At 50.7% G+C, this 18833-nt stretch carries 18 protein-coding genes and 6 tRNA genes; 1 reads left to right on the forward strand and 23 read right to left on the reverse strand.

Annotated features, from left to right (window positions below; translation table 11 throughout):
- The 17 genes from ACO9K6_RS16080 to ACO9K6_RS16160 form a co-directional block, all read right to left on the reverse strand.
- Entirely contained in the window at positions 1-1758 is a 1758-nt protein-coding gene (locus tag ACO9K6_RS16080; protein WP_424768569.1) for a tetratricopeptide repeat protein, read from the reverse strand.
- A gap of 166 nt (positions 1759-1924) precedes the next feature.
- Entirely contained in the window at positions 1925-2875 is a 951-nt protein-coding gene (locus ACO9K6_RS16085; protein WP_424768570.1) for a ribose-phosphate diphosphokinase, read from the reverse strand.
- A gap of 114 nt (positions 2876-2989) precedes the next feature.
- The gene (gene hisJ, locus ACO9K6_RS16090) at positions 2990-3796 is read right to left on the reverse strand and encodes a histidinol-phosphatase HisJ (protein WP_424768588.1); all 807 of its coding nucleotides are present in this window, start codon (positions 3794-3796) and stop codon (positions 2990-2992) included.
- 87 nt (positions 3797-3883) lie between these two features.
- A complete protein-coding gene (hisIE, locus tag ACO9K6_RS16095) occupies positions 3884-4576 on the reverse strand; it encodes a bifunctional phosphoribosyl-AMP cyclohydrolase/phosphoribosyl-ATP diphosphatase HisIE (RefSeq protein WP_424768571.1) in 693 nt (230 codons plus the stop codon).
- Complete coding sequence (gene hisF, locus ACO9K6_RS16100; RefSeq protein ID WP_424768572.1) at positions 4573-5331, reverse strand: imidazole glycerol phosphate synthase subunit HisF; 759 nt, start codon at positions 5329-5331, stop codon at positions 4573-4575. Before hisF ends, hisIE begins: the two co-directional genes overlap by 4 nt.
- A 94-nt stretch (positions 5332-5425) precedes the next feature.
- Positions 5426-6046 carry an imidazole glycerol phosphate synthase subunit HisH gene (gene hisH / locus ACO9K6_RS16105; RefSeq protein ID WP_424768573.1) on the reverse strand — a complete coding sequence of 207 codons (621 nt, stop codon included), beginning with the start codon at positions 6044-6046 and terminating at the stop codon, positions 5426-5428.
- A gap of 1 nt (position 6047) precedes the next feature.
- On the reverse strand, positions 6048-6647 hold the full coding sequence (hisB, locus tag ACO9K6_RS16110) for an imidazoleglycerol-phosphate dehydratase HisB (protein ID WP_424768574.1): 600 nt from the start codon (positions 6645-6647) through the stop codon (positions 6048-6050).
- 50 nt (positions 6648-6697) lie between these two features.
- Positions 6698-7990, reverse strand: coding sequence for a histidinol dehydrogenase (gene hisD, locus ACO9K6_RS16115; protein WP_424768575.1), 1293 nt, complete (start codon positions 7988-7990; stop codon positions 6698-6700).
- A 40-nt stretch (positions 7991-8030) separates the two neighbouring features.
- Positions 8031-8675 (reverse strand): ATP phosphoribosyltransferase, encoded by a 645-nt coding sequence (gene hisG / locus ACO9K6_RS16120; RefSeq protein ID WP_424768576.1) that lies wholly within the window; start codon positions 8673-8675, stop codon positions 8031-8033.
- Positions 8672-9898: an ATP phosphoribosyltransferase regulatory subunit gene (locus ACO9K6_RS16125; RefSeq protein ID WP_424768577.1), complete on the reverse strand. Its 1227-nt coding sequence runs from the start codon at positions 9896-9898 to the stop codon at positions 8672-8674. The genes hisG and ACO9K6_RS16125 overlap by 4 nt, the downstream gene beginning before the upstream one ends.
- Positions 9899-10203: 305 nt before the next feature.
- Positions 10204-10701, reverse strand: a complete 498-nt coding sequence (locus ACO9K6_RS16130) for an acyltransferase (protein ID WP_424768578.1) — start codon at positions 10699-10701, stop codon at positions 10204-10206.
- On the reverse strand, positions 10694-11359 hold the full coding sequence (ppaX, locus tag ACO9K6_RS16135; RefSeq protein WP_424768579.1) for a pyrophosphatase PpaX: 666 nt from the start codon (positions 11357-11359) through the stop codon (positions 10694-10696). Before ppaX ends, ACO9K6_RS16130 begins: the two co-directional genes overlap by 8 nt.
- A gap of 17 nt (positions 11360-11376) precedes the next feature.
- A complete protein-coding gene (gene lgt, locus ACO9K6_RS16140; RefSeq protein WP_424768580.1) occupies positions 11377-12384 on the reverse strand; it encodes a prolipoprotein diacylglyceryl transferase in 1008 nt (335 codons plus the stop codon).
- Positions 12385-12404: 20 nt separating this feature from the next.
- A complete protein-coding gene (hprK, locus tag ACO9K6_RS16145; protein WP_424768581.1) occupies positions 12405-13343 on the reverse strand; it encodes an HPr(Ser) kinase/phosphatase in 939 nt (312 codons plus the stop codon).
- A 376-nt stretch (positions 13344-13719) separates the two neighbouring features.
- Positions 13720-14841, reverse strand: a complete 1122-nt coding sequence (locus ACO9K6_RS16150) for an ABC transporter ATP-binding protein (protein ID WP_424768582.1) — start codon at positions 14839-14841, stop codon at positions 13720-13722.
- A gap of 89 nt (positions 14842-14930) precedes the next feature.
- The gene (locus ACO9K6_RS16155; protein WP_424768583.1) at positions 14931-16076 is read right to left on the reverse strand and encodes a PucR family transcriptional regulator; all 1146 of its coding nucleotides are present in this window, start codon (positions 16074-16076) and stop codon (positions 14931-14933) included.
- 67 nt (positions 16077-16143) lie between these two features.
- Positions 16144-17091 carry an MraY family glycosyltransferase gene (locus ACO9K6_RS16160; RefSeq protein ID WP_424768584.1) on the reverse strand — a complete coding sequence of 316 codons (948 nt, stop codon included), beginning with the start codon at positions 17089-17091 and terminating at the stop codon, positions 16144-16146.
- A 187-nt stretch (positions 17092-17278) separates the two neighbouring features.
- On the opposite strand from ACO9K6_RS16160, the gene ssuE reads away from it, so the two are divergent.
- Positions 17279-17830: an NADPH-dependent FMN reductase gene (gene ssuE, locus ACO9K6_RS16165; RefSeq protein WP_424768585.1), complete on the forward strand. Its 552-nt coding sequence runs from the start codon at positions 17279-17281 to the stop codon at positions 17828-17830.
- A gap of 177 nt (positions 17831-18007) precedes the next feature.
- On the opposite strand, the gene ACO9K6_RS16170 is transcribed toward ssuE, so the two are convergent.
- From ACO9K6_RS16170 to ACO9K6_RS16195, 6 genes are all read right to left on the reverse strand, one after another.
- Positions 18008-18083 (reverse strand) — tRNA-Lys (locus ACO9K6_RS16170).
- 14 nt (positions 18084-18097) lie between these two features.
- A tRNA-Tyr gene (locus ACO9K6_RS16175) sits at positions 18098-18182 on the reverse strand.
- Between the two features lie 36 nt (positions 18183-18218).
- Positions 18219-18294 (reverse strand) — tRNA-Phe (locus ACO9K6_RS16180).
- Between the two features lie 12 nt (positions 18295-18306).
- A tRNA-Asp gene (locus ACO9K6_RS16185) sits at positions 18307-18383 on the reverse strand.
- Positions 18384-18403: 20 nt separating this feature from the next.
- Positions 18404-18479 (reverse strand) — tRNA-Val (locus tag ACO9K6_RS16190).
- A 21-nt stretch (positions 18480-18500) separates the two neighbouring features.
- Positions 18501-18577 (reverse strand) — tRNA-Met (locus tag ACO9K6_RS16195).
- Between the last annotated feature and the right edge of the window lie 256 nt (positions 18578-18833).

Here is an 18833-nt window from a genome sequence, read left to right on the forward strand (position 1 = left end):
TTATTCATCACGCAGATTCGCCGCTTGTGCCGCAAATACGGAGCTGATCGACTTCATCTTCTCCTTAATGCCGCAAACCTCATCAATTCTCTTAACGTTTTTGCTGACTGTAGCAATCGATGTGCCGTAGCGGAGCGATACCTCATGATAGGAAATCGCCCGTCGATGCATCTTTGCGGTTAAATATTCAAGCGCGGCCGCCCAGCCCTCCGGCTTCGTAAGCTTCGGAACGTCCGGATACACCCGCGACAAAAACTCAACCCACAGCGTCATCAAATCATGCTGCTGCACCAAATCATATTGCTTGCTCATACGGCCAAGGGCAGCTTCTACGACTGACTGCCACTTCTCCTCCCATACCGGCAGCCGGGATGGAACGCGATTGGGCTCAATCACCGTTGCTTTGCCTTCCAGCACCGCATGCAGCGGCTCTTGCACACCGATAGTCCGCAATACGAATATCGCGATACGCTTCAAATAATCATCCTCGTCCTGCTCAAGCAGGAAGGCACGCAGAACATCCTTCACTTCGTTATCAGCGATCATGCCGAGTGCTTGAATGACCTGCAGCTTCGTATGCTGATCGCCATGACGCAGCGCCCAGAAAAAGGACGAGCGGACGAGCGGATCACGCTTCAAATGATCGGGTATGCCGTCCGCCGATTTCTCCCAAAGCTTGAACTGCTCCTCGAAGGGCAGGTGGTAGTGATAGCTGATCGGCGTCGATTGCTGGCCGCTTCGAACGAGCTCTAGCTGCTCCATATAATAGTGAGGAATGCCGGACTCCGGATCGAGCTTGATCGTCTGCTTCCATAGCCGCTCCGCTTCCTGCAATCTTCCGATATTGCACGCCGCAACCGCCGCGTAATGATATAAGCAGGGATCCTGATGAAGCTCAGAATCCTTCAACAGACGGGTAAAGTGTTTATAAGCAGCACCATGTTCTCCTAAGATGCCCATTGTGGTAGCTAATTTAAACACATGCTCCTGATGAAACGGCACGGTCTTAAGCAGCAGCTCAAGCAGCGGCTTCAGGCTCTCCTCATCATTCGCATGCTGATGGAAGATTGCAAGGTTGCAGAGCCCATGCAGGTTGCCGGCTTCGAGCTCCAGCACCTCATGAATGGTATCCATCGCTTTATCGAACATGCCCATATAGTAATAGGCCAACGCCAAATTATTGCGCGCGGCCAGGAAGTCAGGCTGCGCCTCAATAATTTGCTCCAGCATACGGACGGCTTCCGCGAACTTGCCTTCCTCGAGCAGCGTTCGGGCTTGATCATGCTCAACCATACCTTCACGCGATTTAATATTCGTCAGACGTGTAGGACGCTCCAGCTCAAAATGCAGCAGATCCATCATTTCTTCCGCTTCATCCAGAAATTGGCCTTCCGCATCCTCTTCCAAATATTGAATAAGCGAGCCCTCGGCTGCTTCATATTGCTCCATATTCGCGAAATTGTTCGCCATATAGAAATGGCACTCCGTCATCGTCGGATCGAGCTCATCGACAATCCAGCCTAGAATTCGATTCGATTCCTCATAATTACCCATTTCGGATAGAATACCGGCCATATTGCAATGGTTTACCGGATTATCCGGCTCGTATTCGACGGCGCGACGAAAATACTTAAGTGCCTTGTCATAATGGAATCGATCCAGCGATCGAACCGCACGCTCGAAAAAAAACGTGGCATCCCATTGAATGGGTATGACTTTCGCTTGTTGATCTATGACTACACGTTTCTTCTCCTTCATTGGCAAGGCACCTCCCGTTACTTCCGATTTTCTACGATTATACCATAGCCCCACCTATCCTAACACGAAAGAATATGTGGGAAAAATCGCGGACGGCATATGCACCGCCCGCGATTTCCCGCAGCATATTATTAAATTCAATGAGTCAAGCTTGTACTGCTGGGACTTAAACCCCGTTACTCTTGAACAGCGTGCTGATCGAGCCGCCCTCCAAAATAATACGTGTCGCTTCCGCTAAAAGCGGAGCTACCGATAGCACCTTGAAACGTTCCGGCGTTGAAGCCGGCAGGCTGATCGAGTCGGTAACAATAACCTCTTTAATATTTGGATGGTCTAAACGCTCAATGGCCGAGCCGGAGAATAGCGGGTGTGTTGCGCATACGTATACATCTTCTGCGCCACGCTCCTTCAAGCCTTCCACAACATTGACGATTGTTGATCCCGTATCAATCAAATCTTCAATGATAATAGGAGTTTGGCCTTCAACATCACCGATAACGTGCGTAATCACCGATTCATTATGAGCGGGACGTTTCTTGATCATAATGGCAAACGAAGTGTCCAAATAATTCGCCAGCTTTTCTGCGGTGGAAGCACGGCCCGCATCCGGCGATACGACAACCGGATTTTTGATGTTTTTCGATTTCAGGTAGTCGCTGATCAGATCAAGCGCCGTCATATGATCAACTGGAATATTGAAGAAGCCTTGAATGGCCGGAGCATGCAGGTCAATCGTAATGACACGATTCGCCCCAACTGTCGTAAGCACATCCGCAAGCATTTTCGCGGAGATTGGCTCCCGAGGCGCTGCTTTGCGCTCCTGACGCGCATAGCCGTAGTAAGGCATGATGATGTTGACTGTTCTGGCGGAAGCCCGCTTCGCAGCATCAATCATGACCAGCAATTCGACAAAATGCTCGTTGATCGGATGCGAGAACGATTGTACGAGAAACACGTCGCAATTTCGAATCGTTTCCTCGTAATGCACATAAATCTCGCCGCTTTTGAAACGTGACATCTTGATCGCGCCTAGCGTCAGACCAAGCTCTGCACTAATTTTCTGAGCCAATACCGGATTAGACGAACCCGAAAAAATTCGCACCTTGTCGCTTAACATGATACCCTCCTGAGCGTTAAAACCAATTAATTTGAGTAAACCTTATTTCGCCCTTGCCAAATTATTCGACAAGCTTCTTTGATCCTCTTTATTATACATTGAATTTACGAGAATTCAAAAATCAATTAGCAGTAATTTTCGACAATTAAATGTCGCAAGCTGCGTATATCCGACCTCTTTCAGCACCGCACGCGCTTGATCTAAATATTGCCCCAATCTTTCCGGCTGATGTGCGTCAGAGCCGATCGTAAGCGGAATGCCCAGCTTATGCGCATATTCCAGCATACGACGGCTTGGGAACATCTCCGCGGCAGGCGTTCGAAGACCGGACGCATTCAGCTCGATTGCAAGTCCATGCCGCTTAACCGCCTCCAGCGCCGCATTTTCCAAATGCTTCACATCGCCATCCGGCTGAAAGCCGAAGCGTTTGATCACATCGATATGACCGATATAATCATAGAAACCTGTTGCAGCCGCTTTGCCGATGGCATCGTAGTACTGCTCGTATACCGCCATCCGGTCGCGGCCTTCCCAGCCATGCGTTTGCCGGAAATCGGTAATGTCCCATTCCCCGAGAAAATGAACCGAGCCGATCACATAATCCCATGGATAAGCCTTTACGATCGCTTCGATTTGCTCCTCGCAGCCCTCGATATAGTCGCCTTCAAGTCCGACGCGGACATCGATTTGCCCTTTATACTTTTCCTTGAGCGCAAGGCACTCCTCCACATAACGCGGAATCTCCTCCATGGGCATCGCCATCTCCGGATAATAGCTAGCCGGATCTACATGCAGCAGCGGCATATGGTCGGAAAGGCCGATTTGCGCAAGGCCGATCTCGATTCCCTTCTTTACATATTCCTCAAGCTCGCCGATGGCATGGCCGCAGCGGGCATGATGGGTATGATAATCGATAAACATAGGCATACCGGCCTTTCCTCAAAAATGTTTTGTTTCTATACCGCTGGAAAATCAGCTTCACTCCAATTCACCTATCCAGCCGAACACTTATCTCATCTTATTCGTAGTAGGCTTCCCGTGACGGCTGTTAATTTCGCGGATCACATCGTCAAACGGCAGGCCGCGCTCGCGAAGCAGCACCATCAGGTGGAAAATCAGATCGCCGACTTCGCTTCGCAGCTCGTCGTTGTCTTTATTTTTCGCCGCGATGATCACCTCGGACGCTTCTTCGCCGACCTTTTTCAAGATTTTGTCGACGCCCTTTTCGAACAAATACGTTGTATAGGACCCTTCCGGGCGCTCTGCAAAACGTTCTGCGATAACGCTCTCCAGCTGTCCAAGCGCGCCGAAGCGATCTGGAGCTGGCTCAGCAGCGTCCGCCGCTGAGGATTGACCGTTCACTTCGATTGGATTAAAGAAGCAGGAGTACCGTCCCGTATGACAAGCGGGCCCATTCTGCTCAACCTTCACAAGCAGCGTATCGCCATCGCAATCATAAGCCATCGTAACGATGCGCTGCGTATGGCCGCTGGTTGCCCCTTTATTCCATAGTTCGCCCCTCGAGCGGCTCCAGAACCAGGTTACGCCGCTTTCAATGGAAAGCTGAAGCGACTCCATGTTCATGTAAGCCATCATAAGCACTTCCTTGCTCTGCGCGTCCTGCACGATGGCCGGTACAAGCCCTGCATCGTCCCATTTGATTTTGGATACCAGCTCATTCTGATGGTTTGCTGCTGTCATCGAACCTCTACTCCCTTCCTGCGCAAATCTTCCTTCACTTCGCGAATCGTCATTTCTTTATAGTGAAAAATCGTAGCCGCCAGCGCCGCATCTGCATGCGCCTGCTGAAATACATCATGAAAATGCTCGATTCGTCCCGCTCCGCCGGAGGCAATGACCGGAATACCGAGCGAGTCCGACACCGCCTGCGTCAGCTTAATGTCGAAACCATCCTTTGTTCCGTCCGCATCCATGCTCGTCAGCAAAATTTCGCCTGCACCGAGACGCTCTACTTCGCGCGCCCATTCCATCGCTTTAATGCCTGTCGTTTGACGACCGCCGTGCGTATAAACCTCCCACTCGCCCCACTCCGCATTAAACTTCGCATCGATCGCTACCACAATACACTGCGAGCCAAACTTACGGGAGCCCTCTTGGACGAGCGCAGGATTTTTTACTGCGGCCGTGTTAATACCGATTTTGTCTGCGCCCGCGCGCAGCAGCCGCTTCATGTCATCAACATGCGAGATGCCGCCGCCTACCGTGAACGGAATCGTAATTTCCCCTGCCGTCCGCTTTACGACCTCAATCATCGTGGCCCGCCCTTCAACCGAGGCCGAAATGTCCAGAAATACAAGCTCATCAGCACCCTCTTGATCGTAGGTAGCCGCCAGCTCGACGGGATCTCCCGCATCGCGAAGGTTGACGAAATTCACACCCTTCACCACGCGGCCGTCCTTCACGTCCAGACACGGTATGATACGTTTCGCCAGCATGTTTCTCTCTCCTTTGTACTCATTCTAACGTGCTGTATCTTATCCGCTGATCGTCAGGCTCCCACCCGATGATCAGACGCCGATTAGCGCCTTACTAAGCAAGCTGCTTGCTGCTTGTCAGCGCCAGGAAATTTCTAAGCAGCTGCATGCCCAGCTCACCGCTTTTTTCCGGATGGAATTGCATGCCGTACACATTGCCGCGACCGACAATAGCCGTCACCTGCTGGTGATAATCCGTCGTCGCAAGCAGATCGGACGCCTGCTCCGGCTTTGCGTGGTAGGAGTGTACAAAATAGACATGCCCCTCGGTTAGGCCTTTGAATAGCGGCGATTGCTCCTGCAGGAAAGAAAGCTTGTTCCAGCCCATATGAGGCACCTTATAGTCTCCCTGGAAGCGGACGACTTTCCCGGGCAGCAAGCTCAGCCCTTCATTCGTGCCATACTCCTCGCTCTCGCCGAAGAGCAGCTGCATACCGAGACAAATGCCGAGCATAGGCTTGCCGGAAGCCGCATAATACTTCACGACATCATCGAGCTTCGTATTGCGCAAATTTTCCATCGCGTCGCCGAAAGCCCCTACGCCCGGAAGCAATGCTCCGTCCGCCTCTACGATCGTTTGCGGATCTGCTGTAATGACCGCCTCATAGCCAAGCCGCTCAACTGCCTTGCTCACGCTGTGCAAATTGCCCATGCCGTAATCGATGATTGCAATCATATTACAGCACCCCTTTCGTCGAAGGCACTCCTTGCACGCGAGGATCAATGCTTGTCGCTTCATCTAGCGCGCGCCCAAGCGCCTTGAACACCGCTTCAATCATGTGATGCGTATTTTTGCCGTAGTGCACAATAACATGCAGCGTAATTCGCGACTCAAGCGCCAGCTTCCATAGAAACTCATGAACCAGCTCCGTCGAGAAGCTTCCCACCTGCGAGGAAGGATATTCTGCGCGATACTCAAAATGCGGACGGTTGCTCACATCAATGATCACCTGCGCAAGCGCCTCATCCATTGGAACGAATACACTGGCATAACGCTTAATGCCGCGTTTGTCTCCAAGCGCTTCGCGAAGCGTCTGGCCGATGCAGATGCCGATATCCTCCACCGTGTGGTGATCATCGATATCGATATCGCCGCGCGCCTCTACATTTAAATTGAATTGACCGTGCTTCGTGAATAAATCAAGCATATGGTTTAGAAAAGGCACATCCGTATCAATCTTCGCCTCGCCTGTTCCGTCTACCGCAAACGCAAGCTTAATATCCGTCTCATTCGTCTTGCGCGCAACCGATGCCTCACGCACTCTATTCTCAGACACTTTCATTCCTTCTTCCTTTAAAAGTGATAGGGTTCTATTTCAACAAACCCTTACTGGCTTCCGCGTTCCTTCTCCAAACGGATCTCAATTGCGCGCGCATGGCCTTCCAGCCCTTCATGACGCGCTAGCGTCATAATTTTGTCGCCATTAGCCATCAGCGCTTCCTTGCTATAGTAAATTAAGCTCGATTTTTTTAGAAAATCATCGACATTAACCGGCGATGAGAAGCGAGCCGTGCCATTGGTCGGAATAATGTGGTTCGGCCCTGCAAAATAATCGCCAACCGGCTCTGAGCTGTAAGGCCCGAGGAAAATAGCGCCGGCATTCTGGATATGTCCGAGCAAACGCATCGGATCAGCCGTCAACACCTCCAGGTGCTCGGGAGCAAGCTGGTTTATTACGTCGATACCCGCTTCAAGCGAATCGACAAGCAGCACCGCGCCGTAGCTGTCAATCGAGCTGCGGGCAATATCCTGCCGCGGCAGCGTAGACAGCTGGCGCTCCACCTCTGCTGCGACCGCTTCCGCCAGCTGCTGCGACGGCGTGATGAGAATGGCCGACGCCATCTCATCGTGCTCGGCCTGCGACAGCAGATCCGCAGCTACATACGCGGGATCGGCAGAATCGTCGGCAAGCACGACAATTTCACTTGGGCCGGCGATGCTGTCGATATCGACGGCGCCGAAGACAGCGCGCTTCGCCAGCGCTACATAAATATTGCCCGGTCCGCAAATCTTGTCAACCGGCGCGATTGAAGCTGTGCCGTACGCAAGCGCGGCAATCGCTTGAGCGCCCCCGACCCGGTACATCTCCTTCACGCCCGCCTCGGCGGCGGCTACGAGAATATACGGGTCGATGCCCTCCGTGCCGCCGGTCGCTGGCGGCGTCACCATGACAATCTCCGGCACGCCGGCCACCTGTGCCGGAATGACATTCATCAGCACGGACGACGGATAAGCCGCCTTGCCTCCGGGCACATAGACGCCGACCCGCTTCAGCGGCCGCATAATTTGCCCGAGCAGCGTACCGTCCGGCTGCAGGTCCATCCACGACGTGCGCAGCTGCTTCTCGTGGAACACCCGAACATTTATGGCTGCCTCGCGGATCGCCGTAAGAAAATCAGCGTCGACTTGTCCGTACGCCGCTTCAATTTCCTCCTGCGTCACACGCAGCGACGACGCATCCAGCTTTACCCGGTCATGCTGCTCCGTATACCTCAGCAGCGCCGCGTCCCCCTCGGCCTTCACGTCCGCTACGATCCGCAGCGCCGTTTCATTTTGCTCCGGTGATCCATATTCCACCTCACGCTTTAATCCAAACTGCTCCGCTCGCATAATGCGCATCTATTCCACTCCTTTCAACGACTTCACCAGTTAAATCTATTTATACCCGAACAGCCAGCGTTTCCTGCAGCCGGTCGCACAAGCTCTGAATCGCATCGTTCTTCATCCGGTAACTGACCCGATTGGCAATCAGGCGGCTCGTAATGCCGAAGATCGATTCCATCTCCACCAGCCCGTTCTCGCGCAGCGTTTGACCCGTTTCCACCATATCGACAATCCGGTCCGCTAGACCGATCATCGGGGCCAGCTCAATCGAGCCATTTAGCTTAATAACCTCCACCTGCTGTCCCAGCTCGCGGAAATAAGCAGACGCCACGTTCGGATATTTCGTTGCAACGCGCGGGTTAATGGTTGGCTTCCAATCCGGCATACCGATAACGGACATCCGGCATTTGGCGATCCCGAGATCAAGCAGCTCGTAGACGTCCTTATTCTCCTCCATCAGAACATCCTTGCCGACAATCCCGATATCCGCCACGCCGTATTCCACATAAGTCGGCACGTCGACCGGCTTCGCCATAATAAACTCCATGCCCATCTCAGGCAGCTCAATGATCAGCTTCCGCGTATCATCAAAATCGCTTGGAATCGGCAGTCCCGCTTCGCGAAACAGCTTCGATGCCTGCTTATAGATACGGCCCTTCGGCATCGCGACCTTCAGGATCTCTCTTGTTTCTCCGCTCATAAGGCGCTGCCCCCTTTCATTTCCGCTCCAACAAACGTAATCAATGCTGAATATTGCACGCCTTTATGCGTAAAAGCCTCCTGTGCCGCCGCTTCAGCCAGCCCCGTAGGCAGCCCGTTCACGACACGCTCCGTTACTGCGCTTACGCCCTGCGCGCGCAGCTCCTGCGCCTTCTCCAGCGCTTCAGCGCGCCCTCTGCCGTCATAGACAACAAGCGTACGATCAAGCGCGCTATCCGCTTCATTCCCAAGCAGCTCAAGAATACGCGTCGTCTTCAGCGCGAAGCCTGTGGCCGGCGCCGGTCTGCCGAACTGGGCCAGCAGGTTATCATAACGTCCGCCGCTTACAACGGGGAAGCCAAGATCAGCCGCATAACCCTCGAAGGTCATGCCTGTATAATAGGAGAAATCCCCGATCATCGTCAGATCAATCAGCACATGCTCGCATACCCCGTACGCCTTAAGCACATCCCATATTTCGCATAAATGGCGAATCGAAGCTTGCGCTGTTGCATCCGCGCTTAGCTGCAGCGCCTGATCACAAATCTCCTGTCCGCCCCGCAGCCGCAAAATGCCTTCCAGCTCGCGCTGCACCGGCTCCTCAAGCGACAACTCACGCAGTTGCTGTCGATAGCCCACATAATCGCGTCCAAGCAAAAAGCCCTTCAGCTGCTCCTGCTCCTCTACACGGCCCGGCAGCGTCTCCTCCAATAAACCATTCAAGAAGCCCACATGCCCGATCGCAATTTTGAAGCGCTCCACTCCGGCTGCTTTCAACGAAGCAATCGCAAGCGCCACGACCTCTGCATCCGCCTCTGCGGAGGAATCGCCAACCAGCTCTACGCCCGTCTGGAAAAACTCCGCTTCGCGGCCAGCCTCCTCCTCAATCGCACGGAATACATTAGAATGATATGACAAGCGCTGCGGGAAATCCGACTGCTTTAATAACGATGCAACGACGCGTGCGATGGGTGCCGTCATATCGGAGCGCAGCACCAATGTCGTTCCTTTATTGTTCAGCAGCTTGAACAGCTTTTGATCCGAGGTTGAGCTCGCAACGCCAACCGTATCGTAATATTCCATCGTAGGTGTTATGATTTGCTCATAGCCCCAGCCCTGCATGCAGGCAAGCACCTGACGCTCAATGTGACGCAGCTTCGTCACTGCGCTCGGCAAATAATCTTTCACGCCTATCGGCTTCTCAAACACTTTGGGTTTCGACATTCCTGATCACCTTCAGTTACTTTAGTATATTAAAGTGCTACCATGTTACCATACTAACAAATTAAAGAGTTTAGACGTTATATTAGCATGAAAACCGCGCTTTCGTCAAGTGAGCAGACACCTGTTTCACGAACTGCCTCCGCCTATAAAAGCCTTACTCCCTGTTCAAAAAGCTCGTCCAAATGAAGCGTCTCTGCGACTTCCCACCCGTCTATCCGTAGTTTCAATCGACAATAAAAAAAGAGTACCCTCAGGCACTCCTAGTCCTACCATAGCAGTTGGTTCATACCTCATTCTTACCGTTCCTATCCGCTATTCTGGCTGCTCCGCTGAATTTCCCTCATCGGATTTCCGCCAACAAAAGCGTGGGCCGGCACATCCTTATAAACCACCGAGCCTGCCGCAACGACGGCATAATCACCGATCGTCACGCCTGGCAGAATCGTCGTATTTGCGCCAATCATCACATGCGATCCGATCGTCACATCACCAAGCCGATATTCTTTAATCAAATATTCATGTGTCAGAATCGTTGTGTTATACCCGATTATCGAATTATTACCGACCGTAATGCGTTCCGGAAAAAACACATCGACCATAACCATCAAAGCAAAAGCGGTATGCTCTCCGACCTTCATGCCGAGAATACGACGGTAAATCCAATTTTTAAGCGGAAGAATCGGACAGTAGCGCGCAAGCTGTATAAAAATAAAATTACGAACCGACTTAATGCGGCTTACCGTCGAATACACCTGCCACAGCGCGTTCGGTCCCTCCACTGGATAATGTTCAACCTTACGCAAGCGTCTCCTTCTCCAATCCGACAAAAGCATAAAGATCACGCATGTCGTGAATGACGTGATGCGCACCCGCATCCTTCAGCTTTTTCTCACCCTTCAGCGACCATGCAACACCGACTGCGATTGCGCCAGCGGCAATTGCCGATTCAATATCAACGATGCTGTCTCCAACCATGATCGTAGAAGCCGGGTCCGCGCCCAGCAGCCCAATCGCTTTGCTAACCGGCTCCGGGTGCGGCTTCGGGTTTTTGACATCATCGATCGTTACGATAGCATCAACGTAGTCGAACAAGCCAACGAATTTCAATCCTCTTTCCGTTGTCAACCGCATTTTTGTTGTGACCACTCCGATTTGGATCCCATGCTCGTGAAGCCTAGCCATCACATCGTTGACATTGTCGAAAGCCTTCACATATTCATCATGCAGTCGAAGGTTCACTTCCCGGTAAGCGGCTACGAGATGTGACACATCCTCAAGCCCGGAGAACATCTTCATTTGATCCGTTAGCGGATTGCCCATGCTGGGTATTATATGATCCCATCCGAAGCCCTCCGGCACATAACCCTGCAGTGATTCTATGAACGAGCGAATAATAAGCTCATTGGTGTCGATAATCGTGCCATCCAAATCGAACAGCATGGTTTTGATATTGCCCGTCATTGTGAAGTCCTCCTTGATTACGATTTCCCTTTGCCCGCATTGCTATCTTCCGTTTTATCTTTGCCGGCAGCCTTCACAGCCGCCGCTTCATCAGCGCTGACATTTCTCTCCGGCTTGCTCGAGACAATCGGATCATGATAATACGCATCGGCCAGCCCCGTCTTGCGACGAACGATAATAAGTACAATCATCGATGCAATCAGCAGCAGAGCGAGTGCCTGAGAAATGCGAACATTGCCATAAGACGGGTCTAAATAACCCTGTACGAATAATACCTCCATCGGTGTCCATAGTCCGTTAATGAAGGATGCCAGCCATTGCGGCCCCATAAACGCTAAGCTGTCGGTACGCAGCGCTTCAATAAAGAAGCGGCCAATCGAATACCAGATAAAGTAGCTGGCCATAAGCTCACCCGCGCGCAAAAACCTTTGACGGCGCAAAATGAACAGAAGCCCGATGCCAACCAAGCTCCATAACGATTCGTACAAAAATGCCGGATGTCGGAAGGCTCCCTCGATAAACATATGGTCGACGATAAACTTTGGAATATGAAGCGTATTGCGAAGGAAATCCTCGTTTACCTCAGCGCCATATGCCTCCTGGTTCATGAAGTTGCCCCAGCGCCCAATCATTTGACCGGCTAGAAGCGATGGCACGCATATATCGACGATACGCCAAAAATTGTAGCCTTTATAGCGGAAATAGAAGAAGCCGCAAATGAATGCCCCAATTAGCGCGCCGTATATTGCGATACCGCCATTCCATATTTTAAAAACATCAATTAGATTCCCTTTATAATCTTCCCATTTAAACGCCACATAATAAATTCGCGCGCCAATAATAGCAGAAGGCACACCGAGCAGAAGCAAATCCATGAAGAAATCCGGCTTAATACCGAACCTCTTCCCCTCCTGTATCGCTAACAGCAAACCAACTAAAGCAGCCATCCCCAAAATAATCCCGTACCAACGCACTTCAATCGAACCGAGTGTGAAGGCGATTGGATTAATAGCCAAAGTATTCATGCTTCAATATCCCCTTTGTCTCAATCGTAATCGTCTGTATCGTCCGCAATCGTTTCTGTCAGTTTATTAGTAAATTGCAGTGCCGCATTGTAGCCCATTCGCTTCAGACGGAAGTTCATCGCCGCCACCTCGATAATAACTGCCAAGTTGCGGCCCGGACGAACCGGAACGGTTACAAGCGGAACATCGGTATCGATAATACGGGTTGTTTCTTCATCGAGTCCAAGACGATCATACTGCTTATCCTGTTGCCAGTTCTCCAGCTTAATCACAAGGCTGATCCGTTTCTGCGTTCGAACGGCTCCCGCTCCGAACAGCGTCATCACATTAATGATTCCTAGTCCACGGATTTCAAGCAAATGACGAATGAGCTCAGGCGCGCTTCCGTGCAGCTGGCCGTCAGACGTCTGTCGGATTTCAACCGCGTCATCGGCTACGAGACGATGGCCGCGCTTAACCAGCTCCAGCGCCGTCTCGCTTTTACCAATGCCGCTTCCCCCGGTAATAAGCATGCCTACACCGTATATATCAACTAATACACCATGTATAGTCGCGGTAGGAGCCAGCTTTTTCTCAAGAAAGTCAGTAATTCGGCTGGACAAAATTGTAGTAGCCACATTGCTGCGCAGCACCGGAATGAGCGTTTCGTTCGATTGATCGATCAGCTCCTGAGGCGCCTCTAGACCCCGCGTCAAAATAATACAAGGCGTGTCCACATTGCAAAGTCGCACCATGCGGTCCTTGCGGTCCTCGCTGTCGAGCATGTTTAAGAACGAAATTTCCGTCCGCCCAAGGAGCTGTACCCGCTCGCTGGGGTGGTAATGAAAATAACCTGCCATCTCAAGACCTGGACGATACAAATCATCAACCGTTATCGCGCGCTTCAGTCCGTCCTCACCAGCAATAATCTCAAGCTGAAATTGCTGTACGAGCTCGGATACTTTCACTTTTTTCGGCATCGTGCGGCCTCCCTCATATGACAACTGCAAGAATTGTTTATGTATGCGTTATTACTAATGTCTTCATCGTAAAGGAAAAAGGCGCCGAACGCAACGTTTGCAACGTTGCGCAGCGCCTTCTTTCATTTAATTGATATACTAATGGACTGCATGCATACCTCGGATCGCCCTCTTCGAATGTCAGCGTCTTTTTATAGCCCTCAATAGGAAAGTTACAAGCTTCTCTCGAACCATCCCAGCCTCGCCCTCCCTCTACCAACCGCATCCTGCTTTTTTTGTGTTTCACCTTAGACGCGTGAGCAGTTTGTACGGTTTTAGCTGCAAAAAAATAAAGAGCCGCCGGTATGATCCGGCAGCTCTTTATCCATACTATTTATTAAGCTTCGAAAATGTTAAGTTCGGACTCTTTGTCGAACAAATGAACTTTGTTCATGTCTAGAGCAAGCTTAACGCTATTGCCGTCACGAAGGCCGGAGCGGCCGTCTACACGAGCGATAACCGTATCCGTGCCGATACCGTTCAGGTAAAGGTACATTTCGTGACCAAGGTTCTCAGCAACCTCAACATTCGCGTTTACGATGGTATGTGGGGAGGCTTCCAAGAATACCGGCTCTTCGTGAAGATCCTCTGGACGAATGCCAAGAATAACTTCTTTGCCGATATAGCCTTTCGAGCGAAGCAAAGCTGCTTTGCCTTCTGGAACAACAACATCCACACCGCTAGCTTTGAAGCGAAGTGCCCCGCCTTGCTCAGTAAGCGAACCCGTAATGAAGTTCATGGAAGGAGCGCCGATGAAGCCTGCAACGAAAATATTAACCGGATGGTTGTAAAGCTCCTCAGGAGAAGCTGTTTGTTGAATAAAGCCGTCTTTCATAACTACGATACGGTCACCCATCGTCATTGCCTCGATTTGGTCATGCGTTACGTAGATTGTTGTTGTTTCAAGACGTTTTGTAAGCTTGGAGATTTCCGCACGCATTTGTCCACGAAGCTTTGCGTCCAAGTTGGAAAGCGGCTCATCCATCAAGAATACTTGCGGCTCACGAACGATTGCGCGTCCTAGAGCGACACGTTGACGTTGACCACCGGAGAGAGCCTTCGGTTTACGGTCAAGCAAATGCTCGATATCAAGAATTTTAGCAGCTTCACGAACGCGTTTGTCGATGTCTGCTTTTTTGAATTTACGAAGTTTAAGACCGAAAGCCATGTTTTGGTAAACGTTCATGTGCGGGTACAACGCGTAGGATTGGAATACCATCGCGATGTCGCGGTCTTTAGGAGCCACGTCGTTCACAAGACGATCGCCGATGAACAATTTACCTTCCGAAATTTCTTCAAGACCTGCAATCATACGAAGAGTTGTTGATTTACCACAACCGGATGGTCCAACCAATACGAGAAACTCTTTGTCTTTAATGTCTAAGTTAACGTCAGTAACCGATGCTTTGTCGGAACCCGGGTATTTTTTGTAAATGCCTTCTAAACGTACGCCTGCCATGATATTTTTCCCCCTAGAAAGAAATTTCGATATGCCTATATCTTATCCCACAGGGAAGCTTGTGACTATGCACAAACTTTACAAAAAAACTAATTTCTTTTCGTAACTTTGTACAATAGTAATATGATTTTAACCAAGACTGCATCCCGAAACTGACGAACATCCAGTCCCGTCTCTTGTTTCAGCTTATCTAAGCGATACAGCAGCGTGTTGCGATGAATGTATAATTTCTTCGCTGTTTCGCTGACGTTGCAATCCAGCATGAAAAAGGTTTCAATCGTGCTTAGCATCTCCGACTCTACAAACAAATCTGCGCGCTTGAGCGATTGCTCCAAATATTTGGACCGCTGCACCTCTGGAATCGCATTCAATAACCGCTCCAGCTGCAGCATCCAAGGCAGATGAATGTTGGTGCCTACATGAAATTTCCGTCCTAAATTTATCGTTTCCCGCAAAAGTACCGTCGTCTCCGCCATACCTTTAGCCGGCACCGCCGGGTGGGCTACAGCGAGATGACATTCCCCGATCCATTCGCTCGCAAGCATCTCATGCAGACCTAGGCATATAGAGGACAAGCTATCCTCCAATGACTCCTCCTCTTGCTCGTCGAACGTATCCGTTTCCTCGTCGCGCAAGAGAGACGCCGATCCCCAAATCAGCCACTCCTGACTCTTCAGCGGAATGAGCAGCACATCCTCCGACAAGAACGAGCGGAGCAGCTTCTCGAGCTCCGAATAAGTCGCTTGCTTAGTATTGGTTTGCTCGGTTACGAGTAAGAAAGGAATCATTTCATTAAATAAACGGCTTCCTACAGTAAGATGGTCAGGCAGCGAATAGGCAGGCTCATCCGATTCCAGCTGCTTCTGAATCCACTCGCTTAGCTTCAGTGCATTTCTTTCCGTTTCAGAGAGGGCTGAATGATCTTTAGATAAAAAGTTTCCACGCTTAAGCTGCAGCGTCCAACTCAGCAGCTCCTTCTCAGTCGCCTGCAAGGAAGGCTTGTCGATCTCGATCAGCTCGATCAAGGATTCGGCGCTTCCTGCTACGATCCATGTCTTTCCGTTCTTTTCTACGCGCTGGCCTTCTGCTGGAGCGGACTTCTCTTTATCTCCCAGCCATACCGCATCAGCGTCTTTAATCAGCTCATTCCAATCGGCTATCGATTTCGTAACAACATGTACCGGGCAGTTCAAAATGTGCTGCAGAGGCTTTAACCAGTCGTCTGTCGTACTCATGTCTCTATCTCCAATCTCCATAAGCAAACGCTTTTTTCCGTCATTGTACCATAAGCGTATTCCTAATTCAGCCTATCACCAGCAAAAGAATGATAGACAGCATCGCAAACAACGCAGCGATCAAGTACATGAAGGAGACGGTCTGAACCTGATTAAGGCCCCATTTCATCAACGTATGGTGCGTATGCAGCTTGTCCGCCCGGTGCAGCCCCTTTCCGCTTAACAGCCGGCGCAGCATCACATATGCCGTATCCAAAATGGGCAATCCGAGCGCGAACAAAGGAACAAGCAGAGAAATGAAGGTTGCTCTTTTGAATGTACCGTCAACCGCTATAACTGCCAATGTATAGCCGAGGAAGGTCGCTCCCGCGTCTCCCATGAAAATTTTGGCCGGATAAAAATTGTGCACCAAAAAACCAAAAGACACCCCTGCTACAATAAGGGCTAAAATAGCTGTATCCGATTGGCCTTTGATCAGTGCTGCAATAAGCAGCGTAATGGCAGAAAGCGTGCAGACACCAGAAGCAAGCCCGTCTACGCCATCTATGAAATTAATCATATTGATTAAAGCGAACACCCAGATTGTCGTTGTCAGCCAGGAGAACCATTCCGGAAAAGAAATAAACATGCCGTTCAAAGGATTAGCAATACCGGCAATGCTGACATGGAACAAGGTTGGAATGGTCGCTGCCCCTATGTATACAATTACGCGGGGAAGTACAGGGAATTCTCTTCCCTTCGACTTTGCCGCATCATCTAACAAGCCGGTAATGACGAGTACAGCCCCGCCTGTGGCAATCGTCCACGTAAGCGGAGTCAACCCGATGAACAGAAGCATCGAAATGACACAGCCGGTGAAGATCGCCGTCCCGCCCATGAGCGGAATTGGCTTCTGATGAATTTTACGTTCCGCAGGGCGATCGACGAACCCAAGCTTTAGTGCAAGCCTGCGAAGCACAGGTACGCTTGCGAAAACAATGGCAAAGCTTATCAAGGCGGCGAATACAAAAACCATGGCAAATCCCCCTTATTATCGCTTCTTTATGTATACATTGTTCCCTTATACCGCTAAAATACTAGAAGGAAAAGTTACGCGTTTGACCGATGCTCATGTTCGTGATACGATCTATTCAAACTTTACTCATCGGATTAATAGATATTTAAAATAAGTATAAATTGATAAGCAAAGAGGAGCGCGAAGCATGTCCAAAATCGTTATCATTTCCGGAAGTCCCAATGCTTCATCACGGTTGAATGGCATTACCCGCTATGTGCAGCAGCAGCTATCCGAGCACCAGCTGTCAACGGATCTTATTACCGTCGTTTCCTTGCCTGCCGAGGACCTCGTGCATGCCCGCTTTAACAGCCCTGCCATTCTGGAGGCCAATGCATTAGTCGAGAATGCCGATGCCGTCATCATTGCCAGCCCCGTCTATAAGGCCTCTTATACAGGGGTATTGAAAGCCTATCTGGACCTGCTTCCGCAAAAGGGCTTGGACGGAAAAATCATCGCCCCTTTATTCATCGGGGGCACAATTGCCCACTTGCTCTCCATCGACTATTCCCTAAAGCCGGTATTGGCTTCGATGGGCGCTAAGCTGTATGTAAGCGGCGTATACGCCATTGACTCTCAAATCAACCGCGCGCAAGAGCCTAACGAAGAGCCGGTATTCGAGCTGAATGAGGACCTGAAGCTTCGTCTAACCGATACCGTTAACGAGCTGATTCGCGAGCTGTCATTGCGCAGCAAGTAAGCGATCAACCAGCTCGGGTTCTGCTGTTGCCGCAATTATAGCTGGACGAGGCCAAGATTTAAAGCTTCTTGCTTATGTCAACTCCACAAACATTAGCCTATCTCTTATTTTCAAACTTGAACAAAAAAAACCGAAGATCAAATGATCTTCGGTTACGTTTGTTTTGTTAAGTAAAAATGGTGAGCCATGAAGGACTCGAACCTTCGACACCCTGATTAAAAGTCAGGTGCTCTACCAACTGAGCTAATGGCTCTTGCTGTAAAAAAGTGGTGGAGGGCGATGGATTCGAACCACCGAACTCAGAGAGAGCAGATTTACAGTCTGCCGTGTTTAGCCACTTCACTAGCCCTCCGCATTACATATCTCTTCACCTTCGGAAAAGAATAAATGGTGGCTCGGGACGGAATCGAACCGCCGACACGAGGATTTTCAGTCCTCTGCTCTACCGACTGAGCTACCGAGCCTGATGTTTTAAATGGCGGAGCTGACGGGATTCGAACCCGCGGTCTCCTGCGTGACAGGCAGGCATGTTGGGCCACTACACCACAGCTCCAAATGATCGCAAAAAATTCATGGTGGAGGATGACGGGATCGAACCGCCGACCCTCTGCTTGTAAGGCAGATGCTCTCCCAGCTGAGCTAATCCTCCAAATGGGTTTAAATAAGGTAATGGTAGCGGCGAAGGGGATCGAACCCCCGACCTCACGGGTATGAACCGTACGCTCTAGCCAGCTGAGCTACACCGCCACGCTTGTCCCCGATAATTGTCATTTGCAGCGCTCGGGGTCGCTAGCAAAATCAGGTTTGGACATCGCCAAATGTCTTCGCAATCAAGCTGCATGAACCGCGCTTGGCAGTTCTTACAACCGGACTTGCGCCCTGAAAACTGGATACGAAAGAGAATGGCTGCTGAAAGCCTTTGCTGCTGTCTGCCGGATGTATGGGTCCATGCAAACTTTTTTAGGATAAGCCCTCGACCGATTAGTATTCGTCAGCTCCACAC

This window comes from Paenibacillus praedii (assembly GCF_049725345.1).
GTDB lineage: Bacteria > Bacillota > Bacilli > Paenibacillales > Paenibacillaceae > Pristimantibacillus.